At 41.1% G+C, this 17,259-nt stretch carries 15 protein-coding genes and 1 tRNA gene; 6 read left to right on the top strand and 10 right to left on the bottom strand.

All coding sequences use genetic code 11. The features are described 5' to 3' along the window. Nucleotide 1: 1 nt before the first annotated feature. From fba to pdhA, 4 genes are all read right to left on the bottom strand, one after another. Nucleotides 2-1,081, bottom strand: a complete 1,080-nt coding sequence (gene fba, locus UYC_RS0107415) for a class II fructose-bisphosphate aldolase (RefSeq protein WP_016873790.1) — start codon at nt 1,079-1,081, stop codon at nt 2-4. A gap of 208 nt (nt 1,082-1,289) precedes the next feature. Further along, nucleotides 1,290-1,361 (bottom strand) — tRNA-Lys (locus tag UYC_RS0107410). A 62-nt stretch (nt 1,362-1,423) separates the two neighbouring features. Further along, complete coding sequence (locus tag UYC_RS0107405) at nt 1,424-2,293, bottom strand: aldose epimerase family protein (protein ID WP_016873791.1); 870 nt, start codon at nt 2,291-2,293, stop codon at nt 1,424-1,426. Nucleotides 2,294-2,376: 83 nt separating this feature from the next. Then, complete coding sequence (gene pdhA / locus UYC_RS0107400; protein ID WP_016873792.1) at nt 2,377-3,411, bottom strand: pyruvate dehydrogenase (acetyl-transferring) E1 component subunit alpha; 1,035 nt, start codon at nt 3,409-3,411, stop codon at nt 2,377-2,379. Nucleotides 3,412-3,980: 569 nt separating this feature from the next. Between pdhA and UYC_RS0107395 the strand changes: the two genes are divergently transcribed. The 3 genes from UYC_RS0107395 to UYC_RS0107385 all read left to right on the top strand — a co-directional run bounded on the left by UYC_RS0107395 (nt 3,981) and on the right by UYC_RS0107385 (nt 8,890). Further along, entirely contained in the window at nt 3,981-6,326 is a 2,346-nt protein-coding gene (locus UYC_RS0107395; RefSeq protein ID WP_016873793.1) for an IMS domain-containing protein, read from the top strand. A 207-nt stretch (nt 6,327-6,533) separates the two neighbouring features. Next, the gene (locus UYC_RS0107390) at nt 6,534-7,460 is read left to right on the top strand and encodes an NmrA family NAD(P)-binding protein (RefSeq protein ID WP_016873794.1); all 927 of its coding nucleotides are present in this window, start codon (nt 6,534-6,536) and stop codon (nt 7,458-7,460) included. Between the two features lie 11 nt (nt 7,461-7,471). Next, a complete protein-coding gene (locus UYC_RS0107385) occupies nt 7,472-8,890 on the top strand; it encodes a cytochrome P450 (protein ID WP_016873795.1) in 1,419 nt (472 codons plus the stop codon). A 144-nt stretch (nt 8,891-9,034) separates the two neighbouring features. Here the strand turns inward: UYC_RS0107385 and UYC_RS0107380 are convergent, their stop codons facing one another. Together UYC_RS0107380 and UYC_RS0107375 are read right to left on the bottom strand one after the other, a co-directional pair. Further along, entirely contained in the window at nt 9,035-9,229 is a 195-nt protein-coding gene (locus tag UYC_RS0107380; protein ID WP_016873796.1) for a DUF2795 domain-containing protein, read from the bottom strand. A gap of 162 nt (nt 9,230-9,391) precedes the next feature. Then, complete coding sequence (locus tag UYC_RS0107375; RefSeq protein ID WP_016873797.1) at nt 9,392-10,342, bottom strand: 50S ribosomal protein L11 methyltransferase; 951 nt, start codon at nt 10,340-10,342, stop codon at nt 9,392-9,394. A gap of 435 nt (nt 10,343-10,777) precedes the next feature. Here UYC_RS0107375 and UYC_RS0107370 point away from each other — a divergent pair, with 435 nt between their 5' ends. From UYC_RS0107370 to UYC_RS36450, 3 genes are all read left to right on the top strand, one after another. Then, nucleotides 10,778-12,493, top strand: coding sequence for an ABC1 kinase family protein (locus UYC_RS0107370; RefSeq protein WP_016873798.1), 1,716 nt, complete (start codon nt 10,778-10,780; stop codon nt 12,491-12,493). A 71-nt stretch (nt 12,494-12,564) separates the two neighbouring features. Then, nucleotides 12,565-12,939, top strand: a complete 375-nt coding sequence (locus tag UYC_RS0107365) for a hypothetical protein (RefSeq protein WP_016873799.1) — start codon at nt 12,565-12,567, stop codon at nt 12,937-12,939. A 160-nt stretch (nt 12,940-13,099) separates the two neighbouring features. Next, nucleotides 13,100-13,306: a hypothetical protein gene (locus UYC_RS36450; protein WP_016879320.1), complete on the top strand. Its 207-nt coding sequence runs from the start codon at nt 13,100-13,102 to the stop codon at nt 13,304-13,306. Nucleotides 13,307-13,380: 74 nt separating this feature from the next. Here the strand turns inward: UYC_RS36450 and UYC_RS0107355 are convergent, their stop codons facing one another. Genes UYC_RS0107355 through UYC_RS0107340 form a run of 4 tightly spaced genes read right to left on the bottom strand, consistent with a single transcriptional unit; the run spans nt 13,381 to nt 17,255 of the window. Beyond that, nucleotides 13,381-14,415: an Npun_R2821/Npun_R2822 family protein gene (locus UYC_RS0107355; RefSeq protein ID WP_016873801.1), complete on the bottom strand. Its 1,035-nt coding sequence runs from the start codon at nt 14,413-14,415 to the stop codon at nt 13,381-13,383. A 22-nt stretch (nt 14,416-14,437) separates the two neighbouring features. Beyond that, entirely contained in the window at nt 14,438-15,310 is an 873-nt protein-coding gene (locus tag UYC_RS0107350) for an Npun_R2821/Npun_R2822 family protein (protein WP_016873802.1), read from the bottom strand. A 7-nt stretch (nt 15,311-15,317) separates the two neighbouring features. Further along, complete coding sequence (locus tag UYC_RS0107345) at nt 15,318-16,292, bottom strand: Npun_R2821/Npun_R2822 family protein (RefSeq protein ID WP_016873803.1); 975 nt, start codon at nt 16,290-16,292, stop codon at nt 15,318-15,320. 3 nt (nt 16,293-16,295) lie between these two features. Beyond that, nucleotides 16,296-17,255: a glycosyltransferase family 10 domain-containing protein gene (locus tag UYC_RS0107340; RefSeq protein ID WP_016873804.1), complete on the bottom strand. Its 960-nt coding sequence runs from the start codon at nt 17,253-17,255 to the stop codon at nt 16,296-16,298. Nucleotides 17,256-17,259: the final 4 nt, after the last annotated feature.

Raw genomic sequence — 17,259 nt, 5'->3', positions numbered from 1 at the left:
GTTACAGAGCAACTGTTTTCTTAATCGCAGCGTTGAGTTCGCCCTTAGCATACTTAGCAGCAAATTCTTCCAAAGAAACTTGCTTAATCTTGCTAGCATTACCAGCAGTACCAAATTGCTGGTAGCGGTCAGCACAAACCTTCTGCATATACTTAATAGAAGGCTTGAGGAAGTGACGGGGGTCAAACTCCTTAGAATTCGCTGCCAAAGCTTCCCGTACAGCAGCGGTAATTGCCAGACGGTTGTCGGTATCAATATTTACCTTGCGCACACCACTCTTGATACCTTTTTGGATTTCTTCTACAGGCACGCCGTAGGTTTCGGGAATGGTACCACCGTACTGGTTAATCAAAGCAATCAAATCTTCGGGTACGGAGGAGGAACCGTGCATCACCAAGTGGGTGTTGGGCAAACGACGGTGAATTTCTTCAATGCGGCTGATTGCCAAAATTTCCCCAGTTGGTTTGCGGGTAAACTTGTAAGCACCGTGGCTAGTGCCAATAGCAACAGCCAAAGCATCTACTTGAGTTTGTTCTACAAAGTCTACAGCTTGGTCGGGATCGGTTAATAGTTGGTCATGAGAAAGCTTACCTTCAAAACCATGACCATCTTCTTTGTCGCCCATACCAGTTTCTAGAGAACCCAAGCAACCGAGTTCGCCTTCGACGCTGACGCCCAGTGCGTGAGCCACTTTTACCACTTCGCGGGTAACGTTGACGTTGTATTCGTAGCTAGCGGGGGTTTTAGCATCAGCTTCCAGCGATCCATCCATCATCACGCTGGTAAAGCCGTTCTTGATAGCAGAGTAGCAGGTAGCAGGTTCATTACCATGATCTTGGTGCATGGCAATGGGAAGATGAGGATAGGTTTCCACCGCTGCCAAAATCAGGTGACGCAGGAAGTTTTCGCCAGCGTACTTGCGAGCGCCACGAGAAGCTTGCAAAATTACGGGGCTATCTGTTTCATGGGCAGCTAGCATTATTGACTGAATCTGCTCCATGTTGTTGACGTTGAAAGCGGGGATGCCGTAATCGTTTTCTGCCGCGTGATCCAACAGCAGTCGCATAGGCACGAGCGCCATAGATAGTCCTCCTATTGTGGTTGTCAGCTAGTCTATTTGATATACAGCGTAAACAAACATTACGCCAATCTTAAATTATTGTGAGCTTATAGGAAATTATAACTAGTGATGGGTGTTTATGTTTAAAAAGTTTACGCCATAGTTCTTGAAGCTACAGTTCAAAAGGTACAAAACGAGATTTTGTTTTAGTATATTTAATTTCTTTATATGGGTCGCCTGGGATTCGAACCCAGAACTAATCGGTTAAAAGCCGAGTACTCTACCTTTGAGTTAGCGACCCGTCTAGCATTAATTCGCAACTTCACTAATATATCACAACGTTCTGTAGATTTGTAAAGGGGTTTAGAAAAAATTTACTGTGAGGCGAATTATTGCTGAGTGGCTAGCCCCTGGTTCTAGTATTGTCAGCTTTTCACCTGTATTGATGGCGTTGCGAGGAGCGTTCCAAGGTTCGAGGCAATAAAAGTCCTTACCTTTGACTGTCCAAAACACCAAGGTAGAGAAGAAATCGTCGTAGTCGAGAGTTAATTTCAACTTGCGGCTGTTGTCGGTAACAGTAGCTGATTTACGCTTGAGTTGTTTAAATGCTACGTCGATTTCATCGCTGTTGAAATCAAAGTTACCGTCAAATGCATGAATTTTTTTTGTAATCTGGTCTTGGTACTCGGTAGAGGGAATTTCAAACTCTAGCTGAGTTTTATCTCTAGTCAAAAAGTAAGGATGAAACCCTGCACTGAAGGGCATCGGTTGAGATGATTTGTTTGTGTAGTGCTGGTAAATTGTCAAGCTATTTCCTTTCATCTGATAAGTAAAAGTCAGCCCAAAGTCAAAAGGATAAACTGCCTGTGTCTGCTCACTTGAATGGAGACTGGCTTGAAGGGAAACTCCTTGTTCAGAGATTGAACCAAAAGCTTGCCAAGACAAATCGCGGGCAAAACCATGTTGTTTCAGGGTATACTGCTTGCCATGATAAGTGTAAGTGTTATCTGGTAGATTTCCACAGATTGGAAATAGAATTGGAATGCCACCACGTACACTTAATTCTGGGTTGGCAAAGCGTTCCCGATCCAGATAGAGAATTTCTTGCCCTTGGACGCACCAGCGAGTGATGATACCGCCACGTTCTGGTACAACTTCTAGCAGAGAGTTGGTGGTGCGATCGCAAAGAATAAAAGTTAAATATTGTCTCTGTTCTAGTGATATATCAAACACGACTTTTGAATGATGAATGATAAATGATGAATTATGAATTATGAAATTCTCTAGCATTCATAATCCATAATTCATAATTTCTACTAGTCTTCAGCAAAGATATAGCGGTACAATTCGCTGGGGCTGGGTTCGGGACTAGTTTCGGCGAACTTCACCGCTTCGTCAATTTCTTGCTGAATGTGACGATCTATCTGTTTTAATTCTTCATCTGTCGCCAGATTTTGTTCTGTCAGATAAGCAGCAAATTTTTTAATTGGATCGCGAGCAAACCAAAATTCTTTTTCGGTTTTGCTGCGCAGTTCATCTGGATCGGCTAAAGAGTGACCCCGGAAACGATAGGTAAGTGCTTCAATTAAAGTTGGGCCTTCACCTGCACGAGCACGGGCAACAGCCTCTTGAGCGACTGCACGCACAGCCATGACATCCATGCCGTCTACTTCCACACCCACCATGTTAAAAACGCTGGCTTTTTTATAAATTTCTGGATCGGAAGTTGCCCGCTCGTGAGCCATACCAATAGCCCACTTGTTGTTCTCAACTACAAATATGACAGGTAATTTCCACAGGGCGGCCATATTTAACGTTTCAAAAAATTGACCGTTATTACAAGCGCCATCGCCAAAAAAACAAGCTGTAACTTGATCGGCATTTGGATCGCCTAAAACTTCACGGCGATATTTACTCTGAAATGCTGCCCCCGCTGCAACAGGAATACCTTCAGCTACGAAAGCATAACCACCTAGCAAATGATGTTCAGCAGAGAACATATGCATGGAACCGCCACGTCCTTTACTGCAACCTGTGGCTTTCCCAAATAGTTCTGCCATTACTTCTTTTGCTGGTACTCCCGCGCTTAAAGCATGAACGTGATCGCGGTAGGTACTGCAAACAAAATCTTCACCAGGTCGCATTGCCCCTTGAATTATCCCACTAGAGACTGCTTCTTGACCGTTGTAAAGGTGGACAAAACCAAACATTTTGCCCCTATAGTACATTTCAGCACACTTGTCTTCAAAGGTGCGCCCTAAAACCATATCTTTGTACAACCGCAACCCTTCTTCTTTCTCGATCTGCGCGGTAGTGACGTCAAATTTGGGTAAAGTGCGTTCTTGAACCATTATTTTTTTACTATCCCCGTAGTAACACTTAAAGTTACCATTTTAGATAAGTTGCATTCTCACAAAGAGTCAACAATATCAAGTTATTGACTGCATACTGTTTTATCTTGTGTCTTGAAGGGTAAGGTAACCACCTTAGACCCTACAATACCAATCAGGATAACTTGCTTTCTGCATATTCATTAACAGATAAAAAAATATAACTTAATTATGTCCTTGTTTTTCTAATAACTAATTGTCATAACATCCTAATTATGTTATACTTCGGTTCGCTTGCCAGCAGCAGCAAATCTATACAAACATGGTGCTTCTGTGACTGGATGCTGGAACAAATTCCTCTGCTTCATTTGCAGAAACAGTTAAACCGTATATTTGGGCAAGAGAACAGTCTCACGTTTTTGCCAGCACGACAAGATTGGCATTGCCACAGGAAGGGCTGGAGAGATATAAGTGAAGTTGCAAAACACACTTGTAGTGTAAAACCAATCGGTTATTATTATGGCACGGTTTTACACACCTGGAATGTTCTGGGAGAATTATGTCGATCACGCTGCAGGGGAAGTTAAGCTGTGCGAATTCCGCTAGATTACTACCGAATTTTAGGGCTACCTTTGGCGGCAAGTGAAGAGCAATTGCGGCAGGCATACAGCGATCGCATTGTGCAACTGCCAAGACGCGAATATTCCCAGGCAGCAATTAACTCTCGCAAACAACTAATTGAAGAGGCTTACGTGGTTTTATCAGATCCAAAAGAGCGAAAAGCCTACGATCAAATATATCTTGCTCATGCCTACGGTTCGGAAAGCGATCGCAATGCAGCCGTAGCAACAGAAAACCGTGCCTTAAATAGTAATGGCAGTGTTGACTCTCAAAATCTCAGCATCGAAATTAACCCAGAAGAATTTGTCGGTGCTTTACTACTGCTGCAAGAGCTAGGAGAATATGAGCTTGTACTTAAACTGGGTCATCCATACCTAGTGAATAAAAACGGTACATTTTTGAGAGTCGGCACAAGTTCAGAAACTGACGAATTTGGTGAAATCACTACTGAAAGAGCAGACATTGTTCTTACCATTGCTCTTGCCTGCCTAGAAGTAGGTAGGGAACAATGGCAACAAGGACATTACGAAAATGCTGCTGTTTCCCTAGAAACTGGTGATGAATTGTTAGCGCGGGAAGGACTATTTCCCAATGTACGTGCCGAAATTCAGTCTGATTTATACAGACTACGCCCTTATCGGATTTTAGAGTTGGTGGCGCTACCGAAAGAAAAAGCTACTGAGCGTCGTCAAGGGTTGCAACTATTACAAGAAATTTTAGATGAGCGTGGCGGTGTTGATGGTACAGGAGATGACCAATCTGGTTTAAACGTAGATGACTTTTTGCGCTTTATCCAGCAACTGCGTAATTATTTAACAGTTGCTGAACAACACAAGTTATTTGAAGCAGAAAGCAAACGCCCCTCTGCTGTCGCTACATATTTAGCTATTTATGCTCTTGTTGCACGGGGATTTACTCAACGTCAACCTGCTTTGATTCGTCAAGCAAAGCAAATGCTAGTACGCTTGAGCAAGCGCCAAGATGTGCATTTAGAACAGTCACTATGTGCCCTTTTATTAGGACAAACTGAAGAAGCAACCCGTGCTCTAGAACTTAGTCAGGAGTACGAAGCCTTAGCTTTTATTCGAGAACATTCTCTCAACTCTCCCGATCTATTACCAGGGTTGTGTTTATACAGCGAGCGTTGGTTGCAAAATGAAGTGTTTCCCCACTTCTGCGATTTAGTACAAGAACAAGCTTCTCTAAAAGATTATTTTGCCGATCGCCAGGTTCAAGCATATTTAGAGCAACTACCAACAGAAGCACAAACGAATAGTGAAGAAGTTGGCATTAATCCCCCATCTTCCCAGACACAGGCAACTCGTCAAAGTTACCGCACTCATCCTAATGTGGTTTCTCGCCGATTCCCTCGTGATGGAAATACCGAACAAAGAGTTCCACAAACACCAAACTACAATAGACCAAACTATTCACAATATGCGTCATCCCAATTTTCTGCGTCGCCCACTCATTCTATGCCTGAGGGTGCAAATGTAGAAATGCCTGCAATACCCTCTGAAAATGGCGATCGCAACCTCAGAGGCGCTAACTACTACGTCAATGGTGCAGAACCATCTGTGGCATATCGGCGATCGCAACCTCAAGTCAGGCGCAGACGCAGTCCATATGTTAACTCAGGAGGACGTACTTCAGATCAACGTCCTATAGCTGGGCGTCGGCGGCGATATTTAGCTGTCGGCGCAAAAGCAAAAACACGTTTGATGTGGATGGTTTTGATTGGTGTTACAGGAATATTAGTTTTGTGGCTGTTGATTTCAACGGCTGTGGGATGGCTGCATAATTTATTCTCACCAGCACCTGCTTTACAAGGTGAACAATTGGTGATAACCCTGAATGAGCCTCCTTTTGCTATTCCAGATCGTAATAGTAAGGCACAATTTCCAGAAGGGCCTTTGACAGAAGCAACGGCAGCGGAAGTGATTCAAACTTGGCTATCAACCAAAGCCGCTGCTTTGGGGCCAAATCATGAAATTGATAGTTTGAAAGAAATTTTAGTGGGTTCGGCTCTGTCTCAGTGGCTACAAGTTGCTCAAAAGGAGCAAGCAGAAAATCGCTATCGCAAGTATGAACATCGACTGAAGGTAGAATCTTTAGAGACTAGTCCCATCGACAAGAATTATGCTGCTGTTCAAGCTTCAGTGACTGAAGCAGCCCAGTTTTATGAAAATGGTCAAATTAATCAACGCAAGTCTTACAACGAAACAGTAAGAGTTAGGTATAGTTTGATTCGCCAAGCGAATGGGTGGCGTATCCGCGAAATGTCGGTAATAAATAAAGTTAGTACGATACTTTAACAGTTGTCATTAGTCCTTTGTCATTAGTCATTGGTAAAAGTTAGGTTAAACAATAAGTCTTTGAGCGGGCATGATATCAGTGAAAACGCAGAGGGACGCTGAGTTTCTTTCACTTGGCAATTCTGTATGAAGTTGATTCTCAGGGTGTACTTTAGCGCCGCAGGATAGATTGCGTTACCATGACCAAATGGTCTACAAGTAGAGAATATGCTTTCTAATCCTGCCAGCAATCATGGGGACATTGGTAAAGTTTTACTGATTGGAGTTACCGGTGGCACGGGTAAAAATGTAGTCAAGGGCTTTCTCGAACAAAAAGTTACTAACTTGCGGGTTATTACTAGGAAAATAGACTTGAATCGACCTTTATTAGCAAAGATGAACGATGCAGGGGTGGAGCTAGTAGAGGCGAATCTAGATGATGAAGACTCACTCGCAAGAGCCTTCGCAGGAATTTCTACTGTTTATTGCCATGCCACTGCACCAGATTCTGCCAAGCCAGATCCACAAGAGGTTGAGAGAGCCAAGCTAGTTGCTCAAGTTGCCAAGAAGTCACAGATCAAGCATTTTGTATATAATTCTGCGGGTGGAGCAGATAGAAATTCCGGGGTTAGCCACATTGAGCAAAAGTACAAAGTAGAGCAGGTATTAAAAGCACATGGTTTACCAACAACCATGTTAAGGGCGTGCTTGTTTATGGAAGAATTTTGGAAGAAACATACGCGACCATCTATTCTAAAAGGAGTTTTTCCATTTTCCATTCAGTCGGACAAGCCCATACATTTAATTACAACAAAAGATATGGGTCGAATAGCTGCCCACATTATTAAAAATCCCTCTCAGTACATTGGTAAAGACATAGAACTTGCTGGTGATGTACTAACTCCCAAGCAGATAGCGGAGGAATTTTCCAAGGTGCAGGGAATTAATGTTGTTCACAAAGAGATTCCCGCCTGGATTTTCTTGCTACTGGGGCGAAAACAATTGTTTGATTTGATTCAGTGGTATCGCCAAAAGGGTTATCAAGCTGATGTTCAAGAGTTGCGGGAAGAGTTTCCTGGACTTTTAACCAGATTCAGTGAATTTTTGGCAGAAACTAATTGGGCAAATCCAGAATTAACTTATGAAAGTTTATGACATAGTTTTTTATGGAACAAAATATCAGCGAAGTTTTAGTTTTAGAGGAGGGACAAACGCCACCGCCGGGAACAACTATGCCACCGAGACAATCTCGATGGGATGACACATTTAGTTACATAGCGAATCCCGATCGCTTCTGTCGTGACAACTTAAGAAAATACGGGCCGATTTTTAATACAGGAGTTTTTGGCGGTACGACTATTTTTGTTGGCTCTGCTAGGGCAAATCAGATGGTATTTAACGGCGATCTGCAATATACCGAGATTGCCTTACCTAATACCACCATGGATATGTTTGGTGAGTATAGTTTGTTTCAACGCCCTGACTTGCACCGCCAGCGCAAAAGTGCCTTGCGTCTCGGACTGACTGGTCGTTTTTTAGAAGGATATATACCTTATATCAATCAAGCGATCGCGCATGGGCTTCAGAATTGGAATGTTCCTGCAAGAATAAAATTATACCCGGAAGTCGAGAAAATTTGCTTTGATTTACTTACTCCTCTACTTTTGGGTGTGAAGCTAGATGATAGCGATCGCCAAACTTTTGAGGGATTATCTTTATCTAGCAAAGCAGAACTAAAAGCTTTGTACAAAACCTACTTTGATGGTTTTTATGGCTTGTGGAGATGGAATTCTCCCTTGACTGCCTACGGTAGAGGAATGAAAGCACGGACAAAGTTGTTGGAGTTTATGCGAGCAGCGATCCAACACAGAAAATCCGCAGAAGAAAAAATCAATCCTACAACAGACTTTCTGGCGATGATGCTGGCAAGCCAAAAAGAAAACCCCAATGGGGTTTTTAGTGATGCCTTGATTGAAAATCAATGTCTTCTACAACTATGGGCTTCTGATTATGAAATTTCCGGATTAATATCTTCCTTAATCTATCAATTAGGACGATATCCAGAGGTATTAAAGAAGCTACGAAAAGAGCAGGTAGAGATCAAGAGTGAGCAGGGTAATTTCAGGAGCTTTTCAGTAGAGCAGTTAAAGCAGATGGTTTTTTTGGAAGCAACTATTAAAGAGACTTTACGGACTCTACCACCTAGCTCTACTGCTAAACGCCGCCTCACCAAATCGGTGGTTCTGGATGGAGTACTCTATGCCAAGGGCTGTAGTGTTATGGCTGAACCGCGACTAGCGCATATTATGGCAGAACACTTTCCCGAACCGGATAGGTTTGTTCCAGAACGCTTTTTAGCTCCGCGTAATGAAGGCAAAATGTACGAGTTCATCCCCTTTGGTGGAGGTGTACACGCCTGTTTGGGAGCGCAGATGGCGATGGTGGTAACTAAAATCTTTGCCGCTCATATTCTGCATTTATTTGATTGGCAACTGACACAAGAAGCAACTTTTGTGCAGTTTCCGCTCAAGAAACTCAAGGATGATTATGAAATTAGTCTGCAAAAATGCGAAAGCGTGACGTAAAGATTTTGGCGTTGCTGATTGAGCTATGAAACTCTTACTCTCTGCGTCTGTGCGGCTGTACGTGAAACAAAAAAATTTGGACGAGACTCAATCCCAGCTTTCACCATCCGTTAGCGGAGACAAGCCGTTTGAAGCATCTCTATACTATGCGATATTGTTGATCGCTTGGTTTACCGCCGCTGGTGTTTCATAGTCTTTGATCGGTATCTGCTTCAAAACCCGAAGAACTTTCTCATCAAAACCTTTTTCTTCGGCACGCATAATCAAGTCTTTTTTGCTGATTGGGTAGGCAACTTCATTCAAGTTTTTCTGTAGTTGCACCAGGTTCAAGTCTGTCATGATTTTTCTCCTTAGGGTACGACGCTGTGTACTACTAAAGGGAGTACGAAATCAGCCAGTTATTTGTAATCTCCTATACTATTTTGGAGATATATAGCTTCTTGACATCAGACTAAAGGTAGAGATTTGACTGAGAATCTAAAACCAGAGAGCGATCGCCCGTTATTTTGCTTTCAAGCGATGAGCAAGTGCTACCCACTCGTTGATTCGTTCACAATCAATCACTTCAAATCCTGCTTCTGTTAAAGCTGTGACAACATCATCCTCGCGATCGCTTGTAAACCCTGCGGTAATTAATAGTCCTTGGTGTGGATGAGAATTACGTAGCGCACGCTGAAAGTCACTAGCGAGGGCAATATGCATTCGTGCCAGAATATTGGCAACAATCAAGTCAAATGTCTCTGTAGCTTTGATTTTTTCTACATTGCCGATGCTATCTCCCCCCATCCAATGCCCAAAGTCGCTTCCACACCCCAGGCTACCTTCCATGACTGTTACCTGTTGTTCTACTCCATTACGACGTACAGCATCTTGAGTTGCATCCACAGCAGTACTGTCGTTGTCTAGCGCCAAGACGTTAGCTCCTAGCTTTGCGATCGCTACACTCAAAATACCTGAACCTGAACCCAGATCGAGGACATTCATGCCGGGGAAAACATACCGCTCAAGCACTCGGAGAGAGACAATCGTGGCTGGATGTAAACCGCTACCAAAAGACAGAGTTTTCTTCAATCTCAAGATGACTTCGCCTGCTACCTCGGATTGATAAGGAGTATCAGGAGCAAGGACAACAAATCGTTTGCCAATTCGATTCACAAGGGGATTATTTGCGTCTGTAAGTTTTTTCTCAACTACACTCATCTGCACCTGTGTTGTTAACTCAGTGCGGTGCAGAGGTGACAGTAAATTCACGATTTTTTCTACACGTGTTCTGGAAGTGACATTGTGGGGTAGATATATGTAAATCGTAAATGTCCACTGGGGGTGTTCTACATCCTGCTCAACATATTGTGTAATGTGAATATCATCAATATCAACAGTTTCAGCAAGTAGCGTACAAACCCAATCAACCGCCTCGTGTGTTGTATCAAGGCTCAATTCTGTCCACGCCATATTTTTTCCTAGTTAGAATTTCCCAAAATAAAAAGTTTTATTAAGCTATTGTTGCTTTCTTGATAAATATCTTGGTATTTTGTAATACTTTTGTTTACCAGTGGCAAAGTTTTCTATAAAGCCTCTATAAAAGCCTCAGCAAATCTTGATCTATCTATTTTTGGTTTATTTACTGGCTGTAATTAAAAGATAAAATGAATACTATAAACTTTTTGTTTAGTTAAGATATACCTTCCTTAAGTTAGATTAGGTATATATACTTTTGTATAGTAATATAAAATAAAAGATAAAAAGTAACTTTAAGTAAAGTTTGACTAAATTCCACAAAGCAGTATGGAAATAGTCGAGCTTGGATTTGTTGAGCTGAAAGAATGCCTGACGGCAGTTCTGGACAGCAAATTTTTAATTTTATAATGAACAGAGGTAAATAAGGGAGTGACTTCGCAAACCCTTACACAAAATAATCGACGCTACGATCCGGATGCGATCGCTCGCTACTACCGCTATCGTCCTTGGCTTGCTTTTGCACGAGCACTGGTAATTATCTGGAATTTTACCGGATTTATTTTCGGTCTCAAGTGGGATGAGTGGCTAAATCAAGTCGAACAGAACAAGTTAAAACGAGCTGTTCAGCTGCGACAGATGCTGACGCGTCTTGGCCCTACCTTTATTAAAGTTGGTCAAGCTTTATCTACGCGCCCGGATTTGGTACGTAAAGATTTCTTAGAGGAACTAGTAAAACTACAAGATCAATTACCGCCCTTCGATAATGCGATCGCCTATCAATTAATTGAAACCGAACTAGGGCGTTCAATACGGGAAATATATAGCGAGTTGTCTGAATCTCCTGTTGCTGCTGCGAGCTTGGGTCAAGTATACCGCGGTCGCTTGCACAGTGGCGAAGAAGTGGCGGTGAAGGTGCAACGCCCCAATTTACGCCCACTTCTCAGCCTCGATCTCTATTTGATGCGCTGGGCAGCGAGTTGGCTATCTCCTTGGTTACCTCTCAATCTCGGTCACGATCTAAGCTTGATTGTGGACGAATTTGGCATCAAATTATTTGAGGAGATAGATTACCTCAACGAAGGGCGCAATGCCGAAAAATTCGCCACTAACTTCCGTAACGATCCACGTGTCAAAGTTCCAGCGATTTACTGGCGTTACACTTCCACCCGTGTTTTGACACTAGAGTGGCTGAATGGCTTTAAGCTAACTGATACGAAAAGAGTGCGCGAAGCTGGTTTAGATCCGGAGTCTATTATCGAAATTGGAGTGACTTCGGGTTTACAGCAATTATTAGAACACGGTTTCTTCCATGCCGATCCTCATCCGGGCAATTTGTTTGCCATGCCTGATGGTAGGATGGGCTACATCGATTTTGGCATGATGGATCAGTTGGACGAAACCACCAAAGAAACACTGGTGGATGCGCTGGTGCATCTGATCAATAAAGACTATAACGATTTAGCAGTAGATTTTGTGAATCTGGGTTTCTTGACACCAGATACGGATATTCGTCCAATTGTGCCAGCCCTAGAAGCGGTATGGGGAGATGCCATTGGTAAAAACGTGGGAGATTTTAACTTCAAAACGATTACAGATAAATTCTCGGAATTGATGTATGATTATCCTTTCCGAGTTCCCGCCAAATTTGCCTTAATTATTCGTTCTTTGGTAACGCAAGAAGGTATTGCCCTTAGCCTCAACCCACAATTCAAAATTGTAGAAGTAGCCTATCCCTACGTAGCGCGGCGATTACTGACAGGCGAATCTCCTCAATTGCGCCGACGCTTGCTAAATGTGCTATTCAAAGATGGTAAATTCCAGTGGCAGCGGTTAGAGAATATGATTGCGATCGCTCGCACTGATGGAGACTTTGATGTATTGCCGACAGCTAAGTTGGGGTTGCAATATCTTTTATCTGATGAAGGTAAGTTTTTGCGCCGTCAGTTAATATTAGCTCTAACTGAAGACGATCGCTTGCATACCGAAGAAGTGCAACGTTTGTGGAATTTGGTGAAAGACGACTTAACACCAGATCGATTGTTGAATGTAGCGATCGGAGTTTTGACAGAATTATCTAGAGAAGGGGTAGCGGCAATCTTGCCATCAGTTACTGCTTTGACTTCTTTTCATAGTAAAACTAGCTAATAGATAACAGCTAATGGTTAAATAAAAAGGCAACGAGCAGTTAGCAATTAGCTAACTTAATCAGGAGATTCATGTACTACTATCAGCTACAACCACCGTATTTGCTTCTAGTTTTCGGTTTGTTTGTTGCCTTAACATCTGGTTTAGCACTAGCTGGAACACTAAAATTAATCGCAGCAAAATGGCAAAATAAGGGTGCAGAAACCTCCGATTATCAGTTGTCTAAAAGACAATTAACTTTGCCTTTTTTAGGCATAACTGGTGGTGTGGGTTGTTTTCTCTGTTCAGGGTTTGAAATATTTGGTTTCCCACCCTTGCTTTCCTACGGAATTGGCATACCATTGGCGATTGTGACTTGCTTGTTTGTGTGGTTGCAGTTGAGAAGTATGTTGGTTTATGCGGAAGAAAGAGGAATCGAATCTTTAGATTTAGATTCTTGGAGATAGAGTTGTAGCAAATTAAAGAATTCAGAATTCAGAATAAATTACTCTGGATTCTGATTTCAGATTGAAAAAATTAATACTGGTAGTAGTGTATATTCTTCATAGCTGTCATAATTAGGTAAGCTAAAATTAGAGAAGCTTTCAGTCCCTCTTGTTTTTCTATATGCTTCTAAGCGAAATTTTACCAACCGTCAGTCAACTTTCTCATCAAGATAAACTTCGGTTGATCCATTTTCTTCTTTTAGCAGTTGCAAAAGAAGAAGGATGTAGCTTAGAACCTGTTGCAGATATTGAATCAGAGAGCGCACTTCTAAATCAACTATCATCAACTGAAGCCGTTGTATTGTCTCCTCAAGCAGGGTCAAGGTGAAATATGAAATTATGTCAAATAAAATATATTTCAGTGCGATCGCCCCTTTTTCCCTCACCAATTAAGAAGCGCTATCAGTGGAAAATTTTATCCCTGAAATTGCGATACTTAAGTGTAATATTCCTAGCTTTTTGACTGAAAAAACTATTAGTATATCTTTGCAAGCGTACTGGTAGACTAGGACTAGTAAAGCTTTGAGGTTTAGATTCTGGAGACTTCAGATATCGATAATGTAAAAATGTATCTCTGTATGGTATATCAACATCTTCACCAGCACATAAACGTGTAAACTGCGATGCTGGTATGCTCATATAATGCAGATAAGTCAACCGACGCCCTTTATCGTATAAAACGTTGTCTATGACATCAAATTTAGAACTCCAGTGGTTGCCAGTTACCTGTTCTACTTCACGAACAGCAAAGTTATAATAAGCAATTTCACTGCGACAAACCATATAATTGAATAACGATTGATCGGGGCCTCCCAATGCCATAATATCAGCTTCACCAGCTTTTAATTTATCTAGTAAATCTGCTAATATAGGTTCAGAAAAAATATTCTTTTTAGCTGCAAACCAACCAGCACAAAATACTTTAAGCTGCAAATTATCGTCATTAAAAGCTTGTTTTTGAAGTTCGTAATTACCATCAAAAATATATTTCAAGTCAGACTTATATTGAAAATCATTGGTCACCCAATCATAATCATCTAACTTTTGATATATATAATCTAGAGGCCCCATTAATAAGGTATCGGCATCAAAGTAAATAAACTTGTCAAAAATACCATGCAGCGCACACAGCTTCCGGTGCATAGCTAGACGATAGACTTCCGGCAAACCTCGTTCTCGCCAAACTCTTTGCGCTCGATGATGAGCTTTCCAGGCTTGAGTGGCAAAGTTTTCCCAGTAATTTATTACTGCTAAATCTTCTAGCAGGGTTACATTACTTCTAGTTGCAACTTCCGCACGGATTTTGTCTAGGCGATTGTCATAGGGAATAACGCAAACAGGAATTTCTCTGCCAGCATTAACTTCTATGCTATTGAGCAAGGCAACTAGCTGATCGTAGACTACATCATTGGCTAGCGTGTAAATGCCATCTGTCATATTGCCCCTCCATTTGAGGAAATTAACGGCGAAACAGTCTTTGCAGTAAGGGAACTTTATCTTCCCTAACTTCGTGGAGATAGCGATAGTGTTCCCATAATTTCCAATAGGAGCCGCCAGGTTTGATTGGCGTGCCAGCCCAATGCAGATACTTTAGCCTGCGATCGCTATCATAAAGAACGTAGTCTTTCTCTTGAAAATGAGGGGAGCCTGCCCAACTACCGGGTTCTCCCTCCGGAGTTTTGACAAGATTACGACGTTTGGTAATGTGTTTGAGAACTAAATAGTTAAGAATAGGCTGATCTGTGACTCCACAAGAAAAATCAAAATACTCTTTATGCATTGCACATTCGCGCAATGTCTCTTCCATCATCTGTTGTGTAATGACTCCTTTTCTAGAAGCCCAAAAGCCACTATTGAAAACGTCTTGAAGTTGTTCTTCAGTAAAGATTTGCTGTTCTTTCACAAGTGATGAAAAGATATTCTGCAAACCCTCACTACGATGATGGTAATCGCAACAAAAGAAATCTACTTCTGCAAGTTGATTTAAGCTATCAGCTATTTTTTCAAAAACAATAATATCAGTATCAATATAAATAAATTCATCTAGAGGGCCAAACCAAACTGCCAATTTTCGCATTTTGTTGGGTAGAGCTAAAAAATCTTTCGGAAAAATTTCTCCTATAGTTTGGGTAAATTGCTCTAAAAATTCTAGATAGGGGAAAACTTGTACTTGATGGAAACGAGTGAGTATATTAGCTACATTTTGGTAATTTTCATTAAATGGGATGAGATAAACAAGAACTTTTTCGTCATAAAAACGAATACTATTAAGTAAGGCGATCGCATTATCGATAACACGGTCATTAGCAACAATATAAATTCCTCTTTGCATAAATAAATTATCCTTGATTAACTAATTTCAACTTTTTCAATGCTCTTTGTAACAAACTTGGTGGAGGAGCATTATATTTTTTGGCAGGTTTTGTAAATACTGGACATTTCTCCGGTTCGTGAAGATAGCGATAATAAAGGAATAAATCTCGATAGGGAAATTCGATATTTTCGCCAGCACACACTGCTGCCATAATCCGAGGAGGAATACCAATATAATGCAGGTAGGTGAGTTGGTTGCCTTTGTCATAAAGAATTCGATTTTTTTCTTCAAAATGATTGGAAGTCACACAACACCCTGTTTTCTGGCTATCCGACAGGTGATGGGAAAAGTTATAAATAGATAAGCCAGACTTCATAAACATATAGTTAAGAACTGGCTGATCGCCTGTAGAATAAAGGATTTCCCTCTCACCTGCTCTGAGATAAGATAATAATTCTGCAATTTTTTCTGGATTAAATAAGCCTTTTTTTGAAGCATAGAATCCAGAACAGAAGATTTCATTTTTGAGTCGTTGTTCGTCAAAAGTTTCTAGTAGCTTACTTGAATTTGTGTTATATACTTTTTCTGGATAGAGAAATTGAAAATCATAAACAATACAGTCGTATTTATCTAATTTCTCAAAGACAAAATCTAGTGAATTCATCACTAGAGTATCAGCATCCATATAAACAAATTTATCAAAAGGGCCGTCAAAAGCACAGAATCGCCGATGTCCGCCATATATTCTATACTTATCTCTGTTCATGCTAGCAGGGCTAGCCTCTAGCATAAACTCATCCCAACGATTCATTGATTCTTGATTATCGTAAATAAATACATTAGGACGCTTGTTTATTTCTTCAGTAATACGCTCTATTTGTTCATCAAAAGGATAGATACAGACAGGAGTATTTCGACCTAATATGACATCAATACTGTTGAGTAAAGCAATCAGTTGGTCGTAAACGCAGTCATTACCAAGGGTACAAATACCATCCATAATTTATGAGTTATTAGCAATAAATTTTGACAGCCAGTTAATGAGATTGAGTTCGTGTAAGATAATTTGACGGGCTTCTTGAATTGCTTCTTTTGCTGCATACCAAGCATCAGGAGAAGCTGTGACTTCTTTGATATAGGCAATGCCTTTTTCATCCAAGCTAGGCAATCGTAAAAAACTACCAGCAGGCAACAATTTATCAGCTGCTGATCCGCCATAATAAATTGGTAGACACCATGCCAAGAGTGCATCCCATAATTTTTCACTGACATACCAATTATTACTGCTGTAGTTTTCAATTGCCAGATTGTAATAGTAGGGTGCCATGCCATACCATTTATTACCTAATTCCCCCAATGTTTTTGCTCGTGCAGGTAAGCCACGCCCATACAAATCAAATTGAATTTCGCTAGCTTGCAATGCATACAAAAAATCTAACCGCTGGCGATGATTGGCAGTACGATTAATTCCAGAAGTAATCCAGCTGCAAGGAGCAACTTTTTTGGGTGGAGGCATTTCATTTAATTCTTGAAATGAATTAGAATGATACCAAATTGCAGGCATATAATCAGGATTGGGAGCAAAATCATCTGCGCCTGAAATGTAGCCACAATACTGCTGTGCTTGCTGATAATTGTATTTATTTATCTCAATAATTTCTTCTAAAGGTGGTTCTCGCAAAAGATAAATAACTCTTTCTTTGGGAACACTACGTAAGAGAGAGCTAATATTTACTTCTGATTGTTTTTGTTTGCCAAATCTTTTGAACCAGGATTGATGTTGTTTTTGATGTTTGGGAAAATCAAATTGATACATTACTAAGTAATCTGGCTTTTCTGCCAAAGCTTGTAATTGTATATTGTTCCAAATCCCAAATGCATAAGGGGTTTGTTGCCACAGCCAATCGGTTCTGTTTTCTAAACTGCGATAGCTGCTAATCATGCCAATAGTTTTAATAGTCATTTTT

The sequence above is a fragment of the Chlorogloeopsis fritschii PCC 6912 genome (assembly GCF_000317285.1).
In the GTDB taxonomy this organism is placed as follows: Bacteria; Cyanobacteriota; Cyanobacteriia; order Cyanobacteriales; family Nostocaceae; genus Chlorogloeopsis; species Chlorogloeopsis fritschii.
The sequence above is the reverse complement of the archived record's forward strand: the minus strand, read 5'-3'. Positions and strand labels throughout refer to the sequence as shown.

Coding starts and splice junctions, on each gene's coding strand:
- UYC_RS0107365 (WP_016873799.1), top strand. CDS start 12,565: ATGTACTACTATCAGCTACAACCACCGTATTTGCTTCTAGTTTTCGGT.
- UYC_RS0107390 (WP_016873794.1), top strand. CDS start 6,534: ATGCTTTCTAATCCTGCCAGCAATCATGGGGACATTGGTAAAGTTTTA.
- UYC_RS0107340 (WP_016873804.1), bottom strand. CDS start 17,255: ATGACTATTAAAACTATTGGCATGATTAGCAGCTATCGCAGTTTAGAA.
- UYC_RS36450 (WP_016879320.1), top strand. CDS start 13,100: ATGCTTCTAAGCGAAATTTTACCAACCGTCAGTCAACTTTCTCATCAA.
- UYC_RS0107350 (WP_016873802.1), bottom strand. CDS start 15,310: ATGCAAAGAGGAATTTATATTGTTGCTAATGACCGTGTTATCGATAAT.
- UYC_RS0107375 (WP_016873797.1), bottom strand. CDS start 10,342: ATGGCGTGGACAGAATTGAGCCTTGATACAACACACGAGGCGGTTGAT.
- UYC_RS0107355 (WP_016873801.1), bottom strand. CDS start 14,415: ATGACAGATGGCATTTACACGCTAGCCAATGATGTAGTCTACGATCAG.
- fba (WP_016873790.1), bottom strand. CDS start 1,081: ATGGCGCTCGTGCCTATGCGACTGCTGTTGGATCACGCGGCAGAAAAC.
- UYC_RS0107345 (WP_016873803.1), bottom strand. CDS start 16,292: ATGGATGGTATTTGTACCCTTGGTAATGACTGCGTTTACGACCAACTG.
- UYC_RS0107385 (WP_016873795.1), top strand. CDS start 7,472: ATGGAACAAAATATCAGCGAAGTTTTAGTTTTAGAGGAGGGACAAACG.
- UYC_RS0107380 (WP_016873796.1), bottom strand. CDS start 9,229: ATGACAGACTTGAACCTGGTGCAACTACAGAAAAACTTGAATGAAGTT.
- pdhA (WP_016873792.1), bottom strand. CDS start 3,411: ATGGTTCAAGAACGCACTTTACCCAAATTTGACGTCACTACCGCGCAG.